This window comes from Geodermatophilus sabuli (assembly GCF_900215145.1).
In the GTDB taxonomy this organism is placed as follows: Bacteria; Actinomycetota; Actinomycetes; order Mycobacteriales; family Geodermatophilaceae; genus Geodermatophilus; species Geodermatophilus sabuli.
Genome location: NZ_OBDO01000001.1, coordinates 433,022 through 457,182, shown reverse-complemented (window position 1 = coordinate 457,182; position 24,161 = coordinate 433,022). Strand labels below are relative to the sequence as shown.

General features: G+C 70.5%; 17 protein-coding genes. 3 read left to right on the top strand and 14 right to left on the bottom strand.

The features are described from left to right. Positions 1–452 precede the first annotated feature (452 nt). Positions 453–2,957, top strand: a complete 2,505-nt coding sequence (locus CRP39_RS02210) for a 3-keto-alpha-glucoside-1,2-lyase-like domain-containing protein (protein WP_172442257.1) — start codon at positions 453–455, stop codon at positions 2,955–2,957. A 395-nt stretch (positions 2,958–3,352) separates the two neighbouring features. On the opposite strand, the gene CRP39_RS02205 is transcribed toward CRP39_RS02210, so the two are convergent. The 4 genes from CRP39_RS02205 to CRP39_RS02190 all read right to left on the bottom strand — a co-directional run bounded on the left by CRP39_RS02205 (position 3,353) and on the right by CRP39_RS02190 (position 8,744). Further along, positions 3,353–4,726: an MFS transporter gene (locus tag CRP39_RS02205; protein WP_097203955.1), complete on the bottom strand. Its 1,374-nt coding sequence runs from the start codon at positions 4,724–4,726 to the stop codon at positions 3,353–3,355. Beyond that, positions 4,719–5,324: a PEP/pyruvate-binding domain-containing protein gene (locus tag CRP39_RS02200; protein ID WP_483866708.1), complete on the bottom strand. Its 606-nt coding sequence runs from the start codon at positions 5,322–5,324 to the stop codon at positions 4,719–4,721. The genes CRP39_RS02205 and CRP39_RS02200 overlap by 8 nt, the downstream gene beginning before the upstream one ends. Positions 5,325–5,545: 221 nt before the next feature. Next, a complete protein-coding gene (locus CRP39_RS02195; RefSeq protein WP_143426524.1) occupies positions 5,546–7,240 on the bottom strand; it encodes a PEP-utilizing enzyme in 1,695 nt (564 codons plus the stop codon). A gap of 568 nt (positions 7,241–7,808) precedes the next feature. Continuing rightward, on the bottom strand, positions 7,809–8,744 hold the full coding sequence (locus CRP39_RS02190) for a patatin-like phospholipase family protein (RefSeq protein WP_097203949.1): 936 nt from the start codon (positions 8,742–8,744) through the stop codon (positions 7,809–7,811). A 730-nt stretch (positions 8,745–9,474) separates the two neighbouring features. On the opposite strand from CRP39_RS02190, the gene thrS reads away from it, so the two are divergent. Together thrS and CRP39_RS02180 are read left to right on the top strand one after the other, a co-directional pair. Further along, positions 9,475–10,776, top strand: a complete 1,302-nt coding sequence (gene thrS, locus CRP39_RS02185) for a threonine--tRNA ligase (protein WP_097203944.1) — start codon at positions 9,475–9,477, stop codon at positions 10,774–10,776. Positions 10,777–11,474: 698 nt separating this feature from the next. Further along, positions 11,475–11,876 (top strand): tyrosine-type recombinase/integrase, encoded by a 402-nt coding sequence (locus tag CRP39_RS02180; protein WP_172442255.1) that lies wholly within the window; start codon positions 11,475–11,477, stop codon positions 11,874–11,876. 158 nt (positions 11,877–12,034) lie between these two features. Here the strand turns inward: CRP39_RS02180 and CRP39_RS02175 are convergent, their stop codons facing one another. The 10 genes from CRP39_RS02175 to CRP39_RS02130 all read right to left on the bottom strand — a co-directional run bounded on the left by CRP39_RS02175 (position 12,035) and on the right by CRP39_RS02130 (position 24,111). Further along, positions 12,035–12,826 carry an NADPH-dependent F420 reductase gene (locus CRP39_RS02175; RefSeq protein ID WP_097203941.1) on the bottom strand — a complete coding sequence of 264 codons (792 nt, stop codon included), beginning with the start codon at positions 12,824–12,826 and terminating at the stop codon, positions 12,035–12,037. A gap of 302 nt (positions 12,827–13,128) precedes the next feature. Next, complete coding sequence (locus tag CRP39_RS02170; RefSeq protein WP_097203940.1) at positions 13,129–14,064, bottom strand: SDR family NAD(P)-dependent oxidoreductase; 936 nt, start codon at positions 14,062–14,064, stop codon at positions 13,129–13,131. A 446-nt stretch (positions 14,065–14,510) separates the two neighbouring features. Beyond that, complete coding sequence (locus tag CRP39_RS02165; RefSeq protein WP_097203938.1) at positions 14,511–15,344, bottom strand: mycofactocin-coupled SDR family oxidoreductase; 834 nt, start codon at positions 15,342–15,344, stop codon at positions 14,511–14,513. Between the two features lie 343 nt (positions 15,345–15,687). After that, a complete protein-coding gene (gene pntB, locus CRP39_RS02160; protein ID WP_097203936.1) occupies positions 15,688–17,136 on the bottom strand; it encodes a Re/Si-specific NAD(P)(+) transhydrogenase subunit beta in 1,449 nt (482 codons plus the stop codon). After that, positions 17,133–18,671 carry a Re/Si-specific NAD(P)(+) transhydrogenase subunit alpha gene (locus CRP39_RS02155; RefSeq protein WP_245853601.1) on the bottom strand — a complete coding sequence of 513 codons (1,539 nt, stop codon included), beginning with the start codon at positions 18,669–18,671 and terminating at the stop codon, positions 17,133–17,135. Before CRP39_RS02155 ends, pntB begins: the two co-directional genes overlap by 4 nt. Positions 18,672–18,822: 151 nt before the next feature. Continuing rightward, positions 18,823–19,842: a phosphotransferase family protein gene (locus CRP39_RS02150; RefSeq protein ID WP_097203932.1), complete on the bottom strand. Its 1,020-nt coding sequence runs from the start codon at positions 19,840–19,842 to the stop codon at positions 18,823–18,825. Then, on the bottom strand, positions 19,839–21,059 hold the full coding sequence (locus CRP39_RS02145) for an acyl-CoA dehydrogenase family protein (protein WP_216359577.1): 1,221 nt from the start codon (positions 21,057–21,059) through the stop codon (positions 19,839–19,841). The genes CRP39_RS02150 and CRP39_RS02145 overlap by 4 nt, the downstream gene beginning before the upstream one ends. Positions 21,060–21,340: 281 nt before the next feature. Continuing rightward, the gene (locus CRP39_RS02140; protein ID WP_097203930.1) at positions 21,341–22,138 is read right to left on the bottom strand and encodes an enoyl-CoA hydratase-related protein; all 798 of its coding nucleotides are present in this window, start codon (positions 22,136–22,138) and stop codon (positions 21,341–21,343) included. Beyond that, complete coding sequence (locus CRP39_RS02135) at positions 22,135–22,896, bottom strand: SDR family NAD(P)-dependent oxidoreductase (protein WP_097203929.1); 762 nt, start codon at positions 22,894–22,896, stop codon at positions 22,135–22,137. Before CRP39_RS02135 ends, CRP39_RS02140 begins: the two co-directional genes overlap by 4 nt. Before the next feature lie 39 nt (positions 22,897–22,935). Next, positions 22,936–24,111 carry a thiolase family protein gene (locus CRP39_RS02130; protein WP_097203927.1) on the bottom strand — a complete coding sequence of 392 codons (1,176 nt, stop codon included), beginning with the start codon at positions 24,109–24,111 and terminating at the stop codon, positions 22,936–22,938. Between the last annotated feature and the right edge of the window lie 50 nt (positions 24,112–24,161).

Sequence of the window (24,161 nt, the reverse complement as noted above, 5' to 3'; positions counted from 1 at the left end):
TCGCGGGATCGAGCGCCTGTCGGCTCGCCACGATTCTCCCCGCACACGCGAGAGCCGAGTATCTCGCCGAGATCGGGGCGCCGACGCCAGCCATCTCAACGGCGGGCGAAGCCCAGGTGCCGGGCCTGACTCATGCTGCCGGCTCCGAGTGAGTACCCGCACCCGCACCCCCAGATGAAGGACGTCATCTAAGGGTCTGCCCCCCGCGGCGAGCGTGTTCATTGGCGGGCGGCCTGCCTGCATCGCTTCGAACCGTCAGCACAGTGGTCAAGGCGCCGAGTCGCCGAGGCGCCGGCGCCGTCATGACGCGCGTGTCGGTCGAGGACACGCCGAGTGGTGGTTGCGGCCGGCCGTAAGTCCCTCCCGATCAACAGGTCATGGCTGTAAGCAATGGGCCCATCGCCAGGGTGTCGCTGCCCCCATACGGCATGCGCTCGGCGGAGGGGGATCCCGTGGTCACAGATGTCACCAAGTTCAGCCTCGACGTGCTGGGGCGCTACGTGTGCAACGACATGGCCGAGGTCAACGGTGCCGTCGCAGGCACCGACTCTCGGCCATTCGACGTGATCGTCGTGGGGGGAGGCAGCTTCGCCAGCATCTTCGCCCAGCACCTGATGACTGCCGACAAGGGAAGACGGCACCGGATCTTGGTACTCGAGGCTGGCCCAATGGTCGTGGGCGAGCACGTGCAGAACCTGCCGATGATCGGCTTGGAAGTGCCCCCCGCTCCTGATCCACCGCGCCGCCCGCCCGCTGGCATTGCCACTGACCCCGAGCGCGAGGTCTGGGGTCAGGCGTGGCACTCCGACATCGCGTTTGTCGGGCTGGCCTACTGCCTCGGGGGCAGATCCCTCTACTGGGGCGGATGGTCGCCAGAGCTCTTGGCGGACGAGCTGCAGGACTGGCCACCGCAGGTCGTGACGGACCTAACGCCAGCCGGTAGCGACTACTTCGGCGCCGCCGCCGAGCAGCTAGGGACTGACGCCACCAACGACTTCATCTACGGACCACTCCAGACTGCCCTGCGCCGAGTCCTTGCAGACGAAGCCGTCGCCGGAAACCTCGGCACGGCCGTTCCTCTCAATCAAATGCCCAACACGCGCGCTGCGTCGGCGCTCGGTGCCAACCCCAGCGCTCAGGCGCTTGCCACACTCCTCGGCCTTCCAGGACCAGGAGGCCGCACCGCGGCACAACTGCTGGATGAGGCAAAGCTCGAGGCCCCTCTTGCCGTGCAAACACGCGCTCGATCCGGGTTCTTCGCCAACAACAAGTTCAGCGGCACCCCACTGTGGGTGTCGGCCGCACGGACCGCCTGGGGTGAGTGGCCTCGCGAAGACAACCTGCGCCGACGGCTCATGATCGTGCCCAACTGCCACGTCACCCGTCTGGTGACCAGCGGTGGCAATGTCACGACAGTCCAGACCAACAAGGGTGACGTAGCGGTGGTGGACGGCGCCGTAGTGGTGATTGCCGCCAGCACGATTGAAAGCACCCGTCTGGCGCTCAACGCCTTCCAGGGTCAGGCCGGCGCCCAAGCCATTGGCCGTGGCCTCATGGCCCATTTGCGTTCCAACCTCACCATCCGCATTCCCCGCACTTCACTGCCGAACAACCCTCCGCAGTCCGAGCTCTCCGAAGCGGCCCTGTTCCTCAAGGGCAAGGTCAATGTCGACAACAAGGACCGCTTCTTCCATCTGCAGATCACCGCAGCCGGACTCGGCCCGCAGGGCAACAACAGTGAAGCGGAGTTGTGGCGCAAGGTCGTCGACATCGACACCCTGCACCGGTTCACCACCGCCAGCGACAGCCACATCGTGATAACGATCCGGGGCATCGGCGAGATGGACCCCGACAACCCCAACAGTTCCATCACCCAGCACGCCGAGCCGGATGAGTACCAGGTGCCCCGCGCCTCCGTCCGGCTTCAACCCTCCGCCAGAGACGACAAGCTCTGGAAGGAGATGGACCTCTGCAGCGACCTCGTCGCACTGGCCTTCGCCAACGGCAATCCCTATGAGGTCTTGGTCAACCCGCGCAACAACACGTGGAAGACCGTCGGTGCCGGGAAGCCCGCCGTCGATGTCCTGCCTCTCGGGCCTCCGCGCCGCGATGGCTTGGGGACCACGCATCACGAGGCCGGTCCGCTCCGACTCGGCACCAACGCCAACAACTCGGCAGTAGACCTCAACGGCCGCTTCCACGCCGCAGCGAACCTCTACGCCCTCGGCCCGGCCGTCTTCCCTCGGCTCGGCAGTCCGAACCCGATGCTGACTGGGACAGCGCTTGCACGCCGGCTCGCGGACCACATCGCCGCCCAGCCCGCACCTCAGCCCAGTGGCCAGGCAGCGGGCCCCCTGCCGTTCGCCGCTGGCGACGGGTACTCCGTCTTGTTTGATGGGATCGACAACAGCCAATGGCGCCTCGCCGGCGACTGCGCGTTTCCGTTGGTCGACGGGGCATTGGTCAGTGAGCCCGGCAACGACCTGGGCATGTCGTGGTGCGTCACTCCGACGCCAGCAGACTTCAGCCTTCGCCTGCAGTTCCGGCTCTCGCGTCCCGACGACAACTCGGGGGTTTTCCTCCGCTTCCCCGACCCCAACAGCAAGGGCTACCAGAACACCGCGTACGTTCCCGTCGACTTCGGAGTCGAGGTCCAAATCGATGACCTCGCCCGCTGGGATGGGGCAGACAACCACCGCACAGGAGCTGTCTATGGGTTGAACAACCCCAACTACCAGCAGGCCACCTGCAACCCTCCGGGACAGTGGAACGATCTACAGGTCGACGTCCAAGGACAGACCTATACCGTGACCCTCAACGGCGTGCAAAGCACGGTCGTCAACAACGTCGACGGCAATCGTGGGTTGCCGAGCCAGCCCGGATCTCCCGCCTTCATCGGACTGCAGTCTCACAGTGGTCGAGTCGCCTTCCGACACATTCGCATCAAAGCACTCTGACCGGAACGAGTCAGCCAAGTGATGGAGTGACTCAGACGTGAGCGTGTTGCAGCACTCACTTCCATAGAGGCCATGGCTCGGCCGTCGCCTATGCGTGCTGGGGCTGCACATGGAGGGCGTGGGTGCAGAGCCGCGCTGGCGTCCTCCGCGCAGAAGCAGGTTGCCAGTGACATTTGTACGGGTAGGCATAGGTCGGCCTGCTTGCGCAGCCAACTTCGGCCGTGGCAGCCGTGCCCCCAGCCGGCGGATTAAAAGTCAGGTGGAGGACGTGCCGCGCCGTGATCGGCCATGACGGTTGCGGTCGTTCCTGCAGGTGGGCGACCGGTTCCGGTGGCGCCTACTACAGGGGCGGTTCGGGCTGGTGATCGCACGTTCGCGACCACACCGCGATCGCTTCAGCCGCTCTTCTCGTCCAGGACCGCCATCGCCTCTCGTCGCGGGAGGACGGCGGCGCAGACGAGGCTCCCGACCAGCGTCACGGCGAAGACGGCCAGCACCGCCCGGTGCTCGGCGAGGACCTGCGCGCGGCTGCCGTCCAGGTCGAGCAACCGCCCCAGCAGGGCGATCCCGATGACCGCACCCAGGTAGCGCATCGTCGACGCCACACCGGCAGCCATCCCGCTCTGCCCGGGGGCGACGGCGGACAGCGACGCGCTCTGAGCTGCAGGGGACGACAGCCCGAGCCCCGCACCGAGCAGTACGAGGGGGATCCGGACGTCGCCAGGAGTCGAGAGGCCCGAGCGGTCCAGGGCCAGCAGTCCCCCCAGGCAGAGAAGTGCTCCGGCGAGGGCCACGGGGCGCGGACCCAGCCGGTCGGTGAGCCGTCCGGCGAGCAGGGACATCGCGACCATCGCCGCCGTGAGGAAGGTCAGCAGCTGCCCGATCGCCTGGGCGTTCAGCTCGAAGAGGTCGTGCAGCACCAGCGGCAGCTCGAAGAGGAGTGCGTACATGACGAGGTTCTGCAGCGCGATCAGCAATGATCCGGCGGCGAAGGGCACCGACCGGAACAGCCGGAAGTCGACGACAGGGTCCCGGGTGCGGCTCTCCCACCAGCCGAACGGGATGAGGGCTGCCACCCCCAGGGCGAGAACGAGGAGGGAGGAGGCGCGCCCTCCCTGTGTTCCCACGACCACGAGGACGAGTCCGACGGTGAGCAGGGCGGACCCGAACCAGTCGAAGTGGGTGGCCGGCGACGGTCTGACGGCGAGGGGCACGTTCGCCGCGACGAGGGCCGACACGGCGAGGACGGGCACGTTGGCGAGGAAAACGGCCTCCCACGAGAATGCCTCGACCAGCACGCCGCCGAGGATCGGGCCGATGGCCGCTGCGAGGGCCATGATCGCCCCGAAGGTGCCGAACGCCCGACCACGGCGCTCGGGCGGCAGTTCGAGGCGCATGAGCGCGATCGTGGCCGGAACGACCAGGGCCCCGCCGCAGGCCATCAGCACGCGAGCGACGGTGAGAACGGCGAGGTTGGGCGCCACCAGGCCCAGCACGGCTCCGGCCGCGATCGCCAGCTGGCCCAAGGAGACGACCCGCCACTGGCCGAACCGGTCCGCCAGCTTTCCGCCCGGGCTCTGCAGGGCGATCGCGGTGATGAGGTACGTCGCCACGAGGGCCTGCGTGACCGTGGTGACGGAGTACCCGAACTCTACTGCGACGGCGGGCACCGCGACGGCGATCATGGTGGAGTTCAGCGGCATCAGGCTCGCCGTCAGCCGCGCGGCGAACAGCCTCCGCGCCACCCCGTGACCGGGGTGGTCAGCCATGCGTGATCGGCCGCCGCTGCAGCAGGTACAGGCTGTCGCCCACGAAAGCGAACTCGATGTCGTGCGCGGTGTCGGCGTAGACCTCGTTGCAGGCGCGCACGAGCCCGTGGAGCTGCTGCACCTGCTCGTCCCGGAGGCAGGGCATCCCCGCGAGGTCCGGCGGCACTGCCGTCTCCCGCGCGAGGCCGTCGCAGGTCAGCCGGATCGCGACGTCCTTCTCGCCGATGACGCTCTCCAGGATCCTCCCGTCGGGGCTCGCTCGGATGTGGTCGGGAGTGACCAGGCCGGACACGACGGCCTCGCCCAGGCCCCAGCTGGCCTCGATGACCAGCTCGTCGGCTCCGGTGAGCGGGTTGCGGGTGAAGAGGACGCCCGCCACGTCGGCGTCGACCATCTCCTGCACCACGACCCCCATGCGGATGGCCCCGTCGACCGCGAGCCTGTCCCGGTAGGCGAGAGCGCCCGGATGCACGGCCGAGGCGTGGACCTCGCGGACACCGTGGACGACCGCGTCCCCACCGACCAGTCCCAGGACCGTGAGGTGGGCGCCGGCGAAGGAGGCGTCGTGCGAGTCCTCGCCGACCGCGCTCGAGCGCACCGCGACAGGGCCGCAGCCGGCGACCGCCGCGCGAAGCGCAGCCTCCACCTCCGGTCCGTGTCTGTCCCGACGGACGAGCGCCTCCACCTCGTCCCACCCCAGGGCCCACCCGTCCGGCACGGGCAGTCCGGCTCCGCGCGCCGCGGCCAGCTGGGCGGCCTTGCCTCCGAAGCGTCCGCCATCGCCGGCCGCCGAGAGCGGGCTCACGCAGGAGGGGACGCTCACCCCAGGAGCCGGACTTCGCCCGTCGTGCCGTCCACCCGTACCCGTGCGCCATCGGGAATCCTCGCGGTCGCCTCCCGCGTGCCGACGATCCCGGGAATGCCGTACTCCCGGGCGACGATCGCCGCATGGCTCAACTGCCCACCCCGGTCGGTCACGATCGCGCCCAGCAGGGGCAGCACGACGTTGAAGTACGGCGAGGTCATCCGCGTGACGAGCACGTCGCCCGGCTGGACCCGGTCGAAGTCGGCCGGGGAACTCACGAGACGAGCCGGGCCCTCGTAGATGCCGGTGTTCACCGCCAGGCCGCTGAGGACGGTCTCGGTGTTGGCGGTGTCCGGCACCGTGAACAAGTTGTCCACGAAGATGTTCATGGCACGGGCGCTGCGGTGCGCCCGCTTCGGCAGCCACTCCACCGGCGGGGGCGGGGAAGGCATGGCGCGGAGGAACGGCGGTGCGTCGTCGATGGTGTGCGACTCCCATCGCTGATGCCGCTCAACCACCTCTTCGGGACGGGGGCCGGGCTGAGCACGGAGCAGGGCGACCCCCTCATCCGCGGTCAACTGCACACCGTGCTCTGGATGGTGCAGCCGACCCGAGGCCGTGAGCCTGCGGCCGGCCTCCAGCAGGGCCCGACGGGCCAGCCCGGTCGCCCAGCCGTCGGAGTAGGCAGCGCGCTCGTCACGCAGGCGATAGATGAGGCGGACCTCGCCGAGCCGGTCGTCGAAGTCCTCCCGGTGCTCCTCGGCCACCAGTTCGCGGATGGTCGCCAGGCCGGTGTCCTCGTCCGGGGAGCTGCTGAGGCCACCCACGGCGGCTCCGAGGGCCGCGACGAGCATGTCGGGCATCTCCCCGGCCGTCTTGTCCGCGACGTCGTACCCGACACTGCGCCAGCGGACGGCGTCCAGGTACACCGACACGGCGGGCCCGGCAACGGGATCGGCGGCGAGGGCCGCCAGCTTCTCGCGGCTCGCGGACGGACCGGCCACGATCGCGCGGGCAGGGTCCGAGGAGGCGATCGCCTTGCCGGCGTCCTCCAGCTCGAGGGCCGCGAACCCCCTCGAGATCGCCGAACGCCCGCGGAGCAGGCCGAGCAGCTCTCCGCTGGTCAGGCCGGTCCAGGCCGTGGCGCCCGCCAGGAAGTCGCCCACCGGGAAGGCGGCGGGCACCGTGTACTTGTGGTGCAGGTAGACGCTCGCGGTCATGTGCCTCGCGCACACGACCAGGTGCTGCCCCAGGTCCTCGTCGGACAGCGCCGCCACGTCGACGGCCTGAATGGCCCGGTGCTCGGTGACCGCGGCTGGCTTGTCCACCTCGTCCCACCGCGTGAGGTCCTGCCGCCACAACTTGCTCTCGATCGCCTCCGCCGACCTGGCGATCCGCTTCCGCATCGCGGGGTGCAGCCGGGTCAGCAGCTGGAGCACCGGCTTGGGAGGTGGGCCCATGGCTCCTGCCGGCGCTCCGAACGCCACCGGCTGGATGTAGAGGAAGGCTCCGGCGTAGCCCGGCTCGAAGTGATCGAGCAGGAGGCCGTAGCGGGCGGTCCCTTCCCTGAAGCCCCTGACGAACCCCTCCGCGAACGCAGCCTGGGCGAAGGAGGTGACGGGCCGGGAGAAGTGAGTGCTCTCGAGCTCCCACGGCCCCTTCCCGGGGGCCTCGAAGTCGAGCTTTGCGGAGCTGCCGACGGACGACATGGCGCCCTCCCTGACCTGCACGCGAGGGCACGCGATGACGTCCCTCGAGGGGGTGCTCGTGGCGTGTCGCTCGCGAGTCGGCTCACTATGGCGTCGCGGAGCGGGCCGGTCCACCAGCCCGTGTGCGAGGTGTCATCCGGAATTCGACAACCGTTCGTGCGTCGTAGGTTGCGCAGGATCCTCGGCCGGAAGCGGCGGCCGCCGTCCACAATCCCTCCGGAACACTGAGGGTCGCTCACCCGTGCGGTTCACGGCTAGCCGGACCACGTCCCGACTTCCTCCGACAACTGCTGGACCAGCGTCGTCTTGCTGGCCTGCGTGCGGGGGCAGGACTCCTCCTCGTCCGCCGCAGGCCTGTCCGGCCGACCTCTGGCGCAAGCTGCTCAGCCTCGTTGGCCCGAGCACTGACCAGGACGCGTGGAGGCTCGCATTCCCCATTTCTCACCGCAGAATGGCAGGGCGGGTGTCGTCAAGCGAGGCCACAGCACACTGAGGGCGAGCGGAGTGTGCACAGCCTCGCCGGCGAGAACGTCGAGATCGTCCTTCCGTGACCACGCGGTCGTGGTCGTCAGCCGGGCAGTCCGGCCAGGAACCCCTCCGCCTGCGTCCGCCCCGCGTCGAACAGCCGGCGGAGGAACGCAGGCCTGCGGTCCAGCTTGCTGGCCAGGTCGAGGTCGAGGTCGAGGGTGAGCTCCCGAATCTCGATGCGCCGGTACGGGTGGCCGAGACGGTCCGCCCACTGGTTGACCTTGCGGATGAAGTACAGCTCCTGCTCCAGCGAGAGATTGCCGGCCAGCTCGTTGCGCCGGTCCGCGATGTCGCCCACCGTCTTCGGCTCTGTGGCCCGACCGCGCGGGTTGATCCGAATCACCCAGATCTCCTCCGGGCCGGCGTCGGGCAGCTCACGCACCGGCGGGTTCTGGCTGAACAGCCCGTCCCAGTAGTACCGGCCCTTCTCCTCCACGGCACGGAAGAGCAGCGGAACGGCGGCCGAGGCGAGTACGGCGTTCACGGTGATCTCCCGGCGCCGGCTGGAGAAGGCCTGGAAGTCGCCGGTGAGGACGTCGGCGGCGCCGACGAGCAGCTGCGGCTGGTCCTCCCGCGGGGACTCCTGCAGCCGGGCCAGCCGATCGACGTCCACGTGGTGGGTCAGCAGGTCGGTGAAGGCGGCGCCGGCGATGTCCGGATAGACATAGGGGCTCACCATGGGAAGCGACAACCGCCCTTCCAGCCGGGCCAGACCCACGAGCCAGGCGTTCGCCACCTTTCCGCTCAGTGTGGTGGCCGCGTTGGCTTCCCAGAAGCGCTCCAGCAGCCGACCGGCCTCGGCCGCCCCACCGGTCAGCAAGCCGTACCAGGCCAGCAGGGCGCAGACCGCGCCCCCCGAGGTACCCGACAGCGCCACGACCCTGTGGCTCCTGTCCGCCAGCAGACGCTGCAGCGCACCGCCGGTGAACGCCGTGTGGCTCCCGCCGCCCTGACAGGCGATCGCGACCGTTCTCATCTGTGACGCCTCCCCCGGATGCAGGCACCCACCATCTCGCAGCCGGGCGGTCCCTGGGACATCAGTGGTCGTCGAGGAGGTCAAGCCCGAGCGGGGCCGTAGGCGATCGTGCCGGCGGGGCGGTCGCGCCCGGCACCCCTCGTCCGCCCGCGCGGCATGCACAGTGGACGGCGAACCCTGACCAGGCAGCGGGAACGGTCTCCGAGCCAGTTGCAGACGTCGGCGTCGGCGCCGTCAGCCCAGTCGTGGATCTACGACCACCCGTGGGTCATCACACCTGCGAGCCCAGCTCGAGAGCCCTGGTCGCGAGGGGCTCCAGCTCAAGAGAGCGCCGGCAGTAGACACCGACATTCCGTCGCGCCGGCCAGTCGAGGTCCAGGTGGCCGGCCGGCAGACCGGCCAGCAGGCAACATGCCGTTCCTGCCGTGGTCAGTTGTCGCCGCTGTCAGCGGAAAGCGGTGTCGGAGTGTTCGGACGCCGGGCCGGAAGACACTGCCGGGTCACCGAAACCTCGTTGCATCCACGGCGCCGCCGGGCACACTGACGGCATGGCAGCGCGCGGGTTGTGCACTACGACGCCGGAGCATCCCGGCGCCGTGAGCCCGCGGGCGCGCTGACGCGCCGCCCCGCTCTACCAATCATCTGGCCCCGGGAGCTTCCCGGGGCCTGCGTCGTCCGCGTGGCCGGTTCGCTGCCCGGAAGCTCCCCCGCTCACCACAGGGAGCACCTCATGAATGCCCAGCCGTCCCCCGGCCTGCCCGCATCCGCTGACGCACGCGGGCTCGGGCGGGTCGAGTCGCTACCGGCCGACGATCACCGCCGACTCGGGCGGGAACTGGACCTGTTCGCCTCTGATCCGTTGCTGCCCGCCGGCATGCCGATCTGGCTGCCGGCCGGGGCGATCGTCCGCGGAGAGCTCGAGCGCTACATCCTCCAGGCCGAACGCGCCGCCGGCTACGCCCACGTGTACTCCCCGCCGCTGGGCAAGAAATCCATGTACGAGATCTCCGGGCACTGGGAGCACTACGCCGACGCGATGTTCCCGCCGATCGAGGACGGCGGGAGTGGCCCGATCGTGTTGCGCCCGATGAACTGCCCGCATCACATCGTCGCCTACCGGTCCCGGCCGAGGTCGTGGCGGGAACTGCCGCTGCGGATCGCCGAGCTCGGCGCGATGTTCCGCAACGAGCCGTCCGGGTCACTGGCGGGGCTGTCGCGGGTGCGGGCGATGGTCCTCAACGACGCCCACCACTTCTGTGATCCCGCCGTCGTCGCCGAGGAGATCGCGCTGGTCGTGGGCATGATCGAGGACGCCTACGCCGCGCTGGGCCTGGCCGGCCACTCCTACCGGCTCTCGCTGCGCGGGGACGGGCCCAAGCACCTCGCCGACGAGGCGCTGTGGAACCGGGCCGAGACGGTACTGGCCGGCGCGCTGGAGGACCTGGGCGTGGACTACGAGCCGGTGCACGGTGAGGGGGCGTTCTACGGCCCGAAGATCGACGTGCAGCTGCCCGGCCGCGGCGGTCGGGAGGAGTCGTTCTCCTCGGTGCAGCTGGACTTCCTCCTCCCACAGCGGTTCGAGCTGCGCTACGCCGGCCCCGACGGTCCGCGCCGGCCGGTGATGCTGCACCGCACGGTGGTCTCCAGCATGGAACGCTGCCTGTCGTTCCTGCTCGAGCAGCACGCCGGCAACCTGCCGGTGTGGCTGGCGCCGGTGCAGGCCGTGGTACTGCCGGTCGACCCGTCCTCGCCTGCTCAGGCGCGGGCCGTGGTCGAGGTCGGGGACGCGGCTCGCGCTGCCGGCCTGCGGATCGACGTCGACGACGCGGCCGAGCCGCTCGGCGCGCGAATCCGCCGGGCCCGGCTGGCTCGGATTCCCTACCGGCTCGTGGTGGGCGAACGGGAGGCCGCAGCCGGGCAGGTGGCAGTGGGCCTGCGCGACGGCCGCGGGCTCGACCCGATGCCCCCACAGCGACTTGCCGCCCACGCCGCCGAGATCGCCGCGGCCCGCTCACAACAGCTGTGGCCGTGACCATCGATCCGGGGCCGGAGCGTCCTCGCCGGCCGACTTCTGCCGCATCGGACGGGACCGCCTCGAGGGCGGCTTCACGGGCATCAAGTAGAGCTGATCGGCCCCAGATCGGCCGGCGGATCAGCTCAGGACTCGACCAAGGGCACATCCACGCTGCAGGTCGTCGGTCCCATCACTACGGGAGTCTCCGGTAGCTGTCACACCCGAGAACTCGGGCGGCTCGAAGGTGAGGGACGAGACCAGGATCTGTGTCCAACCTCCCGCGCACCTCGGCTTCAGCGCCGCGAGCAACTGGCCCCCCCAGCAGACGCCACACCACCACGTCGTGCCGATCGGACCGAGGAGGTCGGCCTCCCCGACCGGACGGGCCCGTGGCTGGATCGGCAGGCCGCCGTCGACCGGCCGGGGAAGGGCCGCGTCGATGACGCGCCACGTGACACCCCACAGCAGGTCGTCTCCGAGAGGGATGACCGGGACGAGTCGCGGCTCGGGGCAAGTGGGGAAGGAGGGGATCCTCTGGTTCTGTCCGATGGCTGGGCTTCGTTCTGACCATGTCCACGAAGCGGCGGACGCCCGCTTTGCGCCACCCTCACCAGGCGCGGCAGCCTGAGACACGCTGCGTCGAGGGACAAGGCACCGCACTGGCAGAACGGCGGGAGCCCCGCCGACAGGCCGAGAGGACAGGCGCCCGATGGACCGTGCCGAGCACCGAGGCGCGGCCGCTGGCGGTGGTCCTCCACCGACGGGGTTTGTTGGTCGTTTGTTGGTCGTCGGAGCTGTGCGGGCTCGCGTTGACCGACGTCGACCTGGACCGGGAACTGGCCTACGTCACCGGCAAGGGATCCCGCCCCCGGGTGGTGCCGTTCGGCGCCAAGACCGCCCAGGCCGTCGACCGCCATCTGCGGGTGCGGGCGCTGCACCCCTACGCGCGCTCGCCGCGGCTGCTGCTCGGTCAGCGCGGCCCGATGACCCCCGACGGCGCCCGCGACGTGCTGCACATCCGGGCGGCGCAGGCCGGCGTCGCCGACGTCCACCCGCACCGGTTCCGGCACACCTTCGCCCACCGCTGGCTCGCCGGAGAGGGCAGGAGCGGGACCTGATGATGCTCGCCGGCTGGCGCAGCGACGACATGCTGTCCCGCTACGCGGCATCGACCGCGGTCGAGCACGCCCACGATGCGCACCGGTGTCTCGGTCTCGGAGATCGGCTGTGAGCCGTCACGGCGGATTGACGACGGAGCTCCAGCGCACTGGGCCGGTCAGCTGACCCCCGACGGGGAGAAGAGCAGCCGGTTCAGCCGCATGATGAAGTCCTCGCCCATCCTGTCCTCAGGGTCTGACATGACCTCGATGACGGCGGCGAACGCCAGGTCGCGTCGACGGGGTGAGCGGGCGGCGACTGCTGCAGCGAGGGCGGCCGGCAGCTGATCGCGGGTGAGATCAGTGCAGTAGGCAGGCGCGCCGGGCTGCTGGCGCCACGACTCCGCCAGGGTCCCGGCATCGAAGCCGTCGAAGCCGGTGTCCTCGACCAGGGACATGCCCAGCTCGCGGTCGGTCTGCGCATCGGCGGCGACCGGGATGGCGATGCGATCGCGACTGCCGGCAGGACTGCACTTCAACTCGAAGGACTGTGAGGTGATGGCATTCCACGCCTTGACGACAGGGCGACCGAGCTGTTCGGCGACCCACAGGCTCTCGACCTGCCCGTTGTCGAGGGCCTCGATGGCGCCGTCCCGCCCCGGGTAGTAGTTCGAGGTGTCCAGGACGACAGCGTCGGCAGGGACCTCGTCGATGAGCGACCGCACCCCCGGTACCGCGCTGAGCGGGATCGACACGATCACCGCGTCGACATCGGTGACGACGTCACGCGCATGAGCCGCACGACCGCCCGAGGCGAGCACCTCAGCCGGGATGGTCTCGGGGCCGCGCGAGTTGGCCACCTTGACCTCGTGCCCGGCCGCGCTCAGTCGCTGGGTCAGGGTGTGGCCGATGGCCCCGACGCCGAGGATGCCGATCTTCATCTGGTTGCTCCTTCTCGAGAGGTGGCGCATCGGCAGCCCGCGAAGGCTGCGCCGGCCACGCGGGGTCGGGCCGGTCCGGGCGGGCGCGCCCGCTCGTCGCGCTCGCAGCCGTTCTGTGCCTGGGCTGCGCTGTCCAGTCGCCGGAGGCAACATGTCTCGTCGTCCCCGCTCGTGGGTTGCGACGAGACGGGCGACCTCCGGCGCCTGAACACCGCCCCGGTGCGCGATGAGGCGCTTGCCCCGCCCACCACGCATCGCTCGACGCCACCATGCCCGACTACCGCTGCACCGCCGGCGTCCTCCTGATGTGGAACGCCCGTCCTGCCGGCTGCCTAGTTGCCGGACACGTTCGCCGCGTCTGCGGGCAGGTAGGCATCCATCTCCGGAGCCAGGTTGACCACCTGGGCACGGAACGAGTCGCTCGCCGCGGGAAGCGGGGTGAGCTCGCCGTCCTGCATCAGCGTCGAGGCGTTGGCCGCCCACTCCTCCGGAGTCGCCTCGGCCACCTGCACCCGGGGCAGCACGGAGAACACCGTCCGCGCCGCGGCCACCCCACCGATCTCGAAGGCCTGGCCGTGCACCGTGGTGTCCTGGTGCGCCAGCCAGGTCACGAACGCCGAGACCGCGCTGGCCGGGAAGTTCTCACGCAGCACCTGCTGGATCACCGGGTCGGCGAACGCATCCTCCAACATCGGGGTCCACGCCACCGGCAGGATCGTGGACACCTGCACACCGACCTCACGGCCCTCCCCGGCCAGGGAGTTCCCCAGCCCCCAGATCGCCGCCTTCGCCGCGGCGTACGAGGTGTCGTTCGGCAACCCCATCAACGCGTTGGACGAGACGTTGATCATGCGGCCGGTCCCGGACTCGATCAGGTGCGGCATGGCATGGCGCGCGACCTGCACGAGCCCCTGGAAGCTGGTGTTGAACACCCGCCACCACAGATCGGCATCCATCTCCCAGAACCGGCCGTAGGCGTTGATCCCGGCGTTGTTGACCACGATGTCCAGACGCCCGAAGGCATCGATCGCCGTCTGCACCAGCTCCGCCGACGCGGTGACGATGTCATGGCTGTCGACCACCGCCGTCCCGCCGGCTCCGGTGACCGCCTCCACCGTCTCCTTGGCCCGACCCTCGTTGATGTCGTTGACCACCACCCGCGCACCACGAGACGCCAGCATGACCGCGTGCTCGCGGCCCATCCCCTGCCCAGCTCCGGTCACGATCGCAACCCGACCCTCGAAGTCGAGCACGCTCTCTCCAGCCATCTCCTACACCCTCTTCTACTCGCGGATCATCGGACTGATCGGGGACGTCGCCGACTGCGACATGGGGGACGCGGCGCCACGTCGGCCTGCTCGGGCGCCGGTCGAACCGTCCGTCGACAGACCCTCTCGGGACCGCCCCGGCCCGCCAGGACGTGCGTCCCTCCACCGGGAAGCGGTCCTTGGTCGACGTGACCTCCGTCATACTGACATTTAGAGTCCAATTTAGGCAAGTAGTTGGCGGACCGTTCGACTCGAGTTCCGTCGGCCGACCCCTCGCTTCGCGGCAGGGCCGCCCTCCCCCGCGTGATGGCTCGGCCAACCCGGCGGCAGCGCACCACGGCGACGCGCGGCAAAGGGGCTCGACGTGTCGCGCGCGGCTCCGATGCCCGAGCGTGGACAGCCGGCCCCCAGCTGCTGGGGTGCCGCCCGCTGCACGAGCGAGTCGCTCAGAGCAGGTTGCAGCCCGCGTCCACCGGCAGTGCAGCGCCCGTGATGAACCGGGCGTCGTCGGAGACGAGGAACAGCAAGGCGTTCGACACATCGCTCGCCTCGACCCAGGGAACAGGCATCGCGTTGGTGGCGCGGGATGCGGCCTCGAAGTCGGTCCTGGTCGGGTTGGCGATGTCGGGACAGAACAAGCCGTACAGGACCGAGTGGTGGATCATCGGAGTGTCGACCTGGGTGGGATGCAGGCTGTTCACTCGGATGGAGTGAGGGGCGAGTTCGAGTGCCAGAGCCTTCGTCAGACCCGTCACCCCGTGCTTCGCAGCGACATAGTCGGCGGCGTTCAGGTAGGGCTTGAGGCCCGCGGTGGAACTGGTGAGCACGATCGAACCGCCGCGCCCGCCGGCCTTGATGTGCGGGATGGCCGCTCGAGCAGCGTTGTAGACGCCGGTCAGGTTGATGTCAATGGTGGTGCACCACCCCGCGCCGGTGAGGTCCTCGGCGGCAGCCATCGAACCCAGGATGCCTGCGTTGCCGGACAGGATGTCCAGCCGGCCCAGCTCGGCGACGGCGTCGTCGACGACCGACGTCAGTCCGTCCAGGTCGCGCACATCGACCTGGGCGCTCACGATCCGGCGGTCCAGTTCCTCGACCGCGCGCTGGGTCTCCTCGAGGTCCTCCACCGTCGCGCCGTCGTAGGGAACTCCCTCGATGGGCTTGCAGACGTCGACGGCGATGATGTCAGCGCCTTCCTGCGCCATCCGGACCGCGTGGCTGCGGCCCTGGCCCCGCGCTGCGCCCGTGACGAAGGCGACCTTGCCCTCCAACTTGCCCATGACTTCGCTCCTCTGGTGGGTTCGACAGACTTCATACTGACACTGATCGTCCAGATTTGACAGGGTGGGGACTTGGAGGCGCGGGCCGACAGCGCCGTCGCCTGGGTGCGCAGCAGCGGTCAGGGCAGGACGTCCCCCGCGGGACAGCGCCGCCACTGCCGAGCCACTCGTCGACTGCCGGAGGCGGTGGCCGGAAAGCAGGCCCCCGGAACACCCTTGGGGCGCCAGCCCTCATTGCTCAGCAGAGTTCGCGGTGCAGGCAGCCGTGAGCATGTCGTCAGTCCTGCTCCGCCACAGCCGCGACCGGCATCCGGCGGGTCGCTGACTCCCCCGCGTCCCGCCCTCAGTGCTGGAGAGCGGGTTCAGCGGTCTTCCGGTCCGGCTTCGGGAGCGCTGTCACGATGTCCTCGACGCGGTCGCGGGCGTCGCCGAAGAGCATCCGGCTGTTGTCCCGGAAGAACAGCGGGTTCTGCACCCCGGCGTAGCCGGTGTTCATGGACCGCTTGAAGACGACGACCTGGTCGGCTTCCCACACCTTCAGCACGGGCATGCCGGCGATCGGGCTCGACGGGTCCTCGGTGGCGGCCGGGTTGACCGTGTCGTTGGCGCCGATGACGAGGACGACGTCGGTGCCGGCGAGGTCGTCGTTGACCTCGTCCATCTCCAGCACGATGTCGTAGGGCACCTTGGCCTCCGCCAGCAGCACGTTCATGTGGCCCGGGAGCCGTCCGGCGACCGGATGGATGCCGAACCGCACGTCCACGCCCCGGTCCTGGAGGTGCCGGGTCAGTTCGGCGACCGCACCCTGCGCCTGGGCCACGGCCATGCCGTAGCCGGGGGTGATGACCACCGACCTGGCGTCGGTGAGCAGTTCGGCGACGCCCTCGGCGCTGATCTCGGTGTGCTCGCCGTAGTCGCGGTCGGCGGCGGCGGCGCCCTCGTTGCCGAAGCCGCCGGCGATCACCGACAGGAACGACCGGTTCATCGCGGTGCACATGATGTAGGACAGGTAGGCACCCGAGGACCCAACCAGTGCGCCGGTGATGATCAGCAGGTCGTTGCCCAGCAGGAACCCCGACGCCGCCGCCGCCCAGCCGGAGTAGCTGTTGAGCATCGAGACCACCACCGGCATGTCCCCGCCGCCGATCGAGGCGACCAGGTGCCAGCCCAGGCCCAGCGCCAGCACCGTGACGGCGATGAGCAGCGGCAGGCTGGGGTCGATCACGAAGAGCACCGTGAGGACGGCGAAGGCGACCAGCGCACCCAGGTTCAGCGCGTTGTGCGCCGGCAGCATCAGCGGGTTGGACCGGATCCGACCCGACAGCTTGAGGAAGGCGACGATGGAGCCGGTGAAGGTGACCGCGCCGATGAACACGCCGATCACCACCTCGGCGGAGTGGATGCCGAGCAGGTTCTCGGCCACCTCGGTCTGTTCGCCGGCGTCGGCCTCCACCGACAGGTAGCCGTTCCAGCCGACCAGCACCGCGGCCAGCCCGACGAAGCTGTGCAGCACCGCGATCAGCTCGGGCATGCCGGTCATCTCCACCCGGCGCGCCCGCCACAACCCGATGGCCGCGCCCACGACCACGGCGACGGCCAGCAGGACGGCACCGACACCGGAGATGCTGCGCGCCGCGAGCCCGATCGTGGCCACCAGGGCGATGACCATGCCGGCGATGCCGAAGACATTGCCCGCCTTCGCGGTCTCGTGCTTCGACAGCCCGGCCAGACTCAGGATGAACAGCAGGCCGGCGACGATGTAGGCCGCCGACGCGGCGGTGCCGGCGCTCATCGGGCCGGTCCCCGCGTGAACATCGCCAGCATGCGGCGGGTGACGGCGAAGCCACCGAACACGTTGATGCTGGCCAGCAGGATCGCGACCGTGGCCAGCGATGTCACCACCGGGTCGTCGTGACCGATCTGCAGCAGGGCACCGACCACGATGATCCCCGAGATCGCGTTGGTCACCGACATCAGCGGCGTGTGCAGCGCGTGGTGCACGTGCCCGATCACGTAGTAGCCGACGACGACGGCGAGGGCGAAGACGGTGAAGTGCTGGATCAGCTCGTTCGGGGAGAACGCGGTGATGCCGAACAGCAGCGCGGCGGCGATCCCGACGACGGCGAACCTCCGCGACGGCGGTGGTGGCGCCTTGGGCTGGCGGACCTCCACCGTCTCGGCGGCGACCGCGACCGGTGCCGCCGAGACCTGCACCGGCGGCGGCGGCCAGGTCTTCTCGCCCTCCCGCACCACCGTCATCGCCCGCTGGACGACGTCGTCGAAGTCCAGCACGAGCCGGCCGTCCTCCTCCGGCGTGAGCAGCGTCAGCAGGCTGACCAGGTTGGTGCCGTAGAGCTGGGAGGCCTGGGCCGGCAGCCGGCCGGGCAGGTCGGTGTAGCCGATGATCGACACGCCGTTCTCGGTCACCACGATCTCGTCGGGGACCGAGCCGGCCACGTTGCCACCCTGGGCTGCGGCCATGTCGACGATGACGCTGCCCGACTTCATGCTGGCCACCATCTCCTTGGTGATCAGCAGCGGCGCCGGGCGACCGGGGATGAGCGCGGTGGTGATGATGATGTCGACGTCGGTGGCCTGCTCGGCATACATCTGCGCGGCCCGGCGGTTGAAGTCCTCGCCCATCTCCCGCGCGTAGCCGTCGGTGCTGACCTGCTGCTCGCCGGCCGGCACGGCCACGTACTCCCCACCGAGTGAGCGCACCTGCTCGGCCACCTCCGGCCGCACGTCAGTGGCCCGCACGACCGCGCCCAGGCTGCTCGCCGCGCCGATCGCGGCCAGCCCGGCCACCCCCGCGCCGGCCACCAGCACCTTGGCGGGGGGCACCTTGCCCGCCGCGGTCACCTGCCCGGTGAAGAAGCGGCCGAAGACGTGCGCCGCCTCGATCACCGCCCGGTACCCGGCGATGTTGGCCATGGAGCTCAGCACGTCCAGCGACTGGGCCCGCGAGATCCGCGGTACCGCGTCCATCGCCAGTGCGGTGATCGGGCGGGCCGCCAGCGCGTCGACCCGATCCGGGTTGAACGCCGGAGCCAGCTGACTGATCAGCGTCGCGCCCTCCCGCAACCGGCCCATCTCGTGGACCGACGGCGCGCCGACCCGCAGCACGACGTCTGCTCCCCACGCCTCCGTCGCCGTCCCGATGCGCGCCCCGGCCCCGGCGTACGCCTCGTCGAGGAAGCTGCTGGCCTGCCCGGCCCCGGCCTCGACGAGCACGTCGTACCCCAGGGCCAGCAGCTTGGTCACCGTGGCAGGCGTCGCCGCCACCCGCGTCTCGCGTGACCCCGACTCCGCGGGAACTCCGATCATCATGCTGACCCCCTCCAAGGCGGGCTGTGGTGCGGTGGTCTCTGGCGAGCGGGGTGGATCGGAGCGCGTCACCGGGCTGCCCCTCCCCGGGCGCCACCGTGCGCGCGGTCTCCGCTGGCTGCTCCCGCAGCACACAGCGGTCGAGTGCTGCTCACCGCGGTCGAAGTGCGTCGAGCCCGGCCGCGACCAGCTCGGGAACGGCCTCGGAGGCCCGCGCCGCGCCCCGACCGGCATCCGCGCCGGCCCCCGCCCGGTGCGTGATGCCCTCAGCGATGACCGCCAACTTCAGATGAGCCAGCGCCACGTAGAACGCCCAGTTGCCGAGATCGCGTCCGGAGGCCCGGGCGTAGTCCTCGGCCAGGTCATCGGCGGACGGTAGGCGGTCACTGGCCCACGCAGCCGGGATGCCGAGGATGACGTCCAGCGCCGGATGGCGGTAGACGCACATCAGGGCCACGTCGGTCAGCGGGTCACCGATCGTCGACAGCTCCCAGTCGACCACGGCGAGCACGCTGCCCTGGTCGGCCCGATCGAGGATGGCGTTGTCGATGCGGTAGTCCCCGTGCACGACAGTGACCGCGGAACAGTTCGGCACCATCTCGGTGAGCCGGGCGTGCAGTCGCTCGAGCTCGGGCAGGTCACGGGTCCTGACCTGTTCCCACTGCCGGCGCCACAGAGCCACTTGGCGGGTGAGGAAGCCCTGCGGGCGACCGAAGCCCGTCAGCCCCACCGCATCGACATCGACTGCGTGCAGCGCAACGAGGACCTCGACCAGCGCGGCGGTCGTCCGGCGCACCTGGTCGTCGCTGAGGACCGCCAGATCGTCCCGGTCCCGGACGACGACGCCGTCAACCCACTCCACCACGGTGAACGGAGCCCCCAGCACCCCGGCGTCCTCGCACACGCTGACCGGCCGGGCGACCGGCACCGGCGTCGGCTGCAGCGCGCTGGTCACCCGCCACTCCCGGACCATGTCGTGCGCGGACGCGGTGAGACCGGCCAGCGGCGGGCGGCGCACCACCCACCGGGTGGCGTCATCGGCCACCGCATAGGTCAGGTTCGACCGCCCCCCGGCGATCAGCTCGGCGCGCAGCGGCCCGGTGACTGCGATGCCCCGGTCCACCAGGTGGACGCGCAGCGCAGCCAGGTCCAGACCCGGCGTCCCGGTCACGACCCGACTCGCGCCCGGGCGGCCTTGGCCGCCCTCTTGGCGATCGCGAAGCGATGCACCTCGGAGGGTCCGTCGTAGATCCGGAAGGGGCGGACCTCCCGGGCGATCCGCGCGATCGGGAGGTCGGCGGACACCCCCATCCCCCCACAGAGCTGCATGGCCCGGTCCACCACCCGGCCGATCGCCTCGGCGCCGAAGGTCTTCGCGATCGAGGTCTCCTGAGCCGCCGACGAGCCGGCGTCCAGCGCCGCACAGGCCACGTCCAGCAGCGACCGGGCGGCCGCCAGGTCGATCTCGTTGTCCGCGATCAACTGCTGGGCCAGTCCCGAGTCGGCGATGGCGGCACCGAAGGCCCGGCGGGTGACGGCGTACTCCACCGCCACCTCGTGGGCCCGCAGCGCGGCTCCCAGCCAGCGCATCACATGGGTCATGCGAGCTGGTCCCAGCCGCACCTGGGCGTAGCGGAACCCCTCGTCGACTTCCCCCAGCACCGCCTCGTCGGGCACCACGAGCCCGTCGAACGCCACCTCGCAGTGCCCGCCCACCATCGAGCGGTCCATCGTGGGCACATGCCGGCCGATCCGCAGTCCCGACGTCCCGGCCGGAGCGAGGAACATGGTGCCGCCGCCGCGGTCTCCGGCGTCGCCACTCGTGCGAGCCATGATGATGAAGAACCCCGCGCCGTCCGCACCGGTGATGAAGATCTTGCCGCCGTCGATCCGCCAGCCGCCGGACACCCGGGTCGCCCTCGTCGCCAGTGCGCTGGGATCTGAGCCGGCACCCGGCGCCGGCTCGGTCATCGCGAACGCCGACCGCACCTCCCCGCGCACCAACGGTGCGGCGAACTGCTCCCGCTGCGCCGGGGTGGCGACGTGGGCAAGCAGGTGCGTGTTGCCCTCGTCCGGGGCTGCGGCGTTGATCGCCATCGCCCCGAACAGCGAGTACCCGGCCTCCTCGAAGACCCGGGCACGCTGTGTCATGGACAGGCCCAGACCGCCCAGTTCCACCGGCGCGTGCGGCGCCAGCAGCCCGCGCCGACGTGCGCCCTCCTGCAGCTCTCGGCGCAGGTCGTCGCCACCGGCACGTGTCACGTCACCGTCGAAGCGGTCGTCCACCGGCAGGACCTCACTCCGGATGAACTCCCGCGTGCGGTGCACGAGGTCGGTCGCTTCCGCCTCGCCCCCGGCTTTGACGGGGGTCTCGATCATGCTGCTCATCGGGCTTGTCTCCTCACGTGCTCGATCAGCTGGGACGGCGCGCGGCAGCCTGGCGACCTCTGCGTGGACAGCGACGAGGCGGCTCTTCGTGGCACGGGTCAACGGGGCGAACGGTGAGGCCACCGGCGGCTGCGAGAACCGGCTCGAGGACGCGGACGCGTCGTCGCTCAGGTCGACGTCGATCAGTCGCTCGCGCTCTCGATGGCACGGCGCTGACCGGCAGGGGGTGGTGGGTGATGGCGGTCGCGACCCTGCCGTCAGTCACCGGACCAGGACACGGCTCACGCGTCGGCCCACTGAGGCTGGCGCTTCTCGGCGAAGGCCCGGGCCCCCTCGAGCGCGTCGGCACTCGCCATCGTCCTCACGGTCTCCTCGGCCTGCAGGGTGCGGACGTCGCCGTCCCATGCGGCCCCGCGGCCGAGGGCGGCGCGGATGATCCTCTTGGAGGTGCGCATCGCCCCGGGTGCGTTCGAGGCGGCCTTCTCGGCGAGCTCGAGCGCAGTGGCGAGCAGTTGGTCGGCAGGCACCACCCGGTTGACCAGGCCCCAGCGCAGGGCCTCGTCGGCCGGGACGAGCTCGCCCAGCAGCGCCACCTCCATGGCGATCTTGGTTGGCACCTGGCGGGGCAGGTTGATCAGCCCAGCTGCCGCTGCGAAGAGGCCGCGCTTGACCTCCGGCAGCCCGAGCGAGGCGGTCTCGCTGAGAACGGCGAGGTCGGAAGCCAGCACGATCTCGGCGCCCCCGCCGAGGGCGTACCCGTTCACCGCGGCGATCAGCGGTTTGGCGAACTCGTGCTCGACGAGGCCGGCGAACCCCCACTCCGGGTGCCCGGGTGCACCGACGTCCCGGCCCGCCGCGACGTCCTTGAGGTCTGCGCCGGCGCAGAACGCGCGGCCGGCGCCGGTGACGACGGCGACGCGGAGACCCGGATCGCCGTCGATCTCCTCGAGGAACCCGCCCACCGCGCCCGCGAGGTCGGAGTTGACCGCGTTCATCGCGTGCGGGCGGTTGAACGTGATGAGGCCAACGCGTCCCCGGCGCTCGAGGGTCGCGGCCGGCTCCGACGTGCCGGCCGTCATCGCGGCGCCATCCGGATCGCGCCGTCGAGCCGGATGGTCTCACCGTTGATCATCGGGTTGGCGATGAGGTGACTGACGAGCGCGGCGTACTCCGGAGGATTGCCGAGCCTGGCCGGGTGCGGCACCTGTGCGCCGAGCGAGTCCCGCACCTCTTGCGGCAGGGTGGCCAGCAGCGGGGTGAGGAACATCCCGGGGGCGATCGTGTTGACCCGGATGCGGTACTCCGCGAGGTCGCGGGCGACCGGCAGGGTCATGCCGACGATGCCGCCCTTCGACGCGGAGTACGCCGCCTGCCCGATCTGGCCGTCGTATGCGGCGACCGAAGCGGTGTTCACGATCACGCCGCGCTCCTCGGCGTCCACGTCCCGGTCCACCATGGCTGCTGCGGCAAGACGCAGGACGTTGAAGGTGCCGATCAGGTTGACCTCGATCACCTTGCGGAAGTCGGCGAGCGGAAATGCCCCCTTCTTGCTCACCGTCTTGATGGCACCGCCGATGCCGGCACAGTTGACCGCCACCGCGAGGTCGCCGAGTCCCTGCGCCGCGGCGACGGCCTCGGCGACCTGGGCCTCGTCAGTGACGTCGGCGCCGACGAAGACGGCGGCGTCACCGAGCTCCTCGGCCACCGCCTTGCCGTCGGAGGAGGGGAGGTCGACGATGACCACCTTGGCGCCCTCCGAAGAGAGCTGCCGCACGGTGGCGAGGCCGAGCCCGGAAGCCCCGCCGGTGACGAGAGCCACCTTGCCTGCGATGTCCATGGGTGTGCGCCTTTCTCTGGGGCTGGGGTGCGGAGGCGGTCAGAGCACTTCGATGACGGTGGCATTGGCCATGCCGCCGCCCTCGCACATCGTCTGCAGCCCGTAGCGGCCCCCGGTCGCTTCCAGGTGGCCGAGCAGGGTGGTCATCAGCCGGGTGCCGGAGGCGCCGAGGGGGTGGCCGAGGGCGATCGCGCCGCCGCGCGGGTTGAGTTTCGTCATGTCGACGCCGAGTTCCTTGGCCCAGGCCAGGGGCACGGGGGCGAAGGCCTCGTTGACCTCGAAGGCGTCGATGTCGTCGATGCTCAGCCCGGACCGCTTGAGCGCCTTCTCCGTGGCCGGGATGACGCCGGTGAGCATCAGCATCGGGTCGCTGCCGGTGACCGAGGAGCTGTGGAAGCGGGCCCGGGGCCTGAGCCCGAGCTGCCGCGCCCTCTCGTCGCTCATGATCAGCGCCGCCGACGCGCCGTCGGTCAGCGGTGAGGAGTTGCCCGGCGTGATGCTCCACTCGATCTCCGGGAACCGCTGACCGAGCTCCTCGTCGTAGAACGACGGCTTGAGCCCGGCGAGCCCCTCGACGGTGGTCGATGCGCGGATCGTCTCGTCGCCGGTGTGCTGTCCGCCCTCGACGTCGATCGGGACGATCTCGGATGCGAAGGCGCCGCTCCCGGCGTTCGTGGTGGCGAGTGCGTGGGACCGGGCGGCGTACTCGTCGAGCTGCTGCCGGCTCAGCCCCCAGCGCGCGGCGATGATCTCAGCGCCGATGCCCTGGCCGACCAGGCCCTCGGGGTAGCGCGCCGACAGCGGGCCGAACGGGTCGCCGCCCGCGGCGTTGGAGAACATCGGGACGCGGCTCATGCTCTCGACGCCACCGGCCACCACGATGTCGTAGGCGCCTGACATCACGCCCTGTGCGGCGAAGTGCATCGCCTGCTGACTGGACCCGCACTGGCGGTCGATGGTCGTCGCCGGGACGTGCTCGGGGAAGCCGGCGACCAGGGTGGCCGTTCGTCCGATGTTGAGGCCCTGGTCGCCGACCTGGCTGACACAGCCGGTGATCACGTCGTCGACGAGCCCGGGGTCCAGCCCGTGGCGATCGACGAGCGATCTGAGAACTGTGGCGTACAGGTCTGCGGGGTGGACGTCCGAGAGTGCGCCACCCTGCTTCCCCCTACCGGAGGCAGTGCGGAGCACGTCGACGATCACGGCATCAGTCACGGTGGCCTTCTCTTTCCGTCACGTTGCTGAGGTGCCGAAGGAGGTCGGCC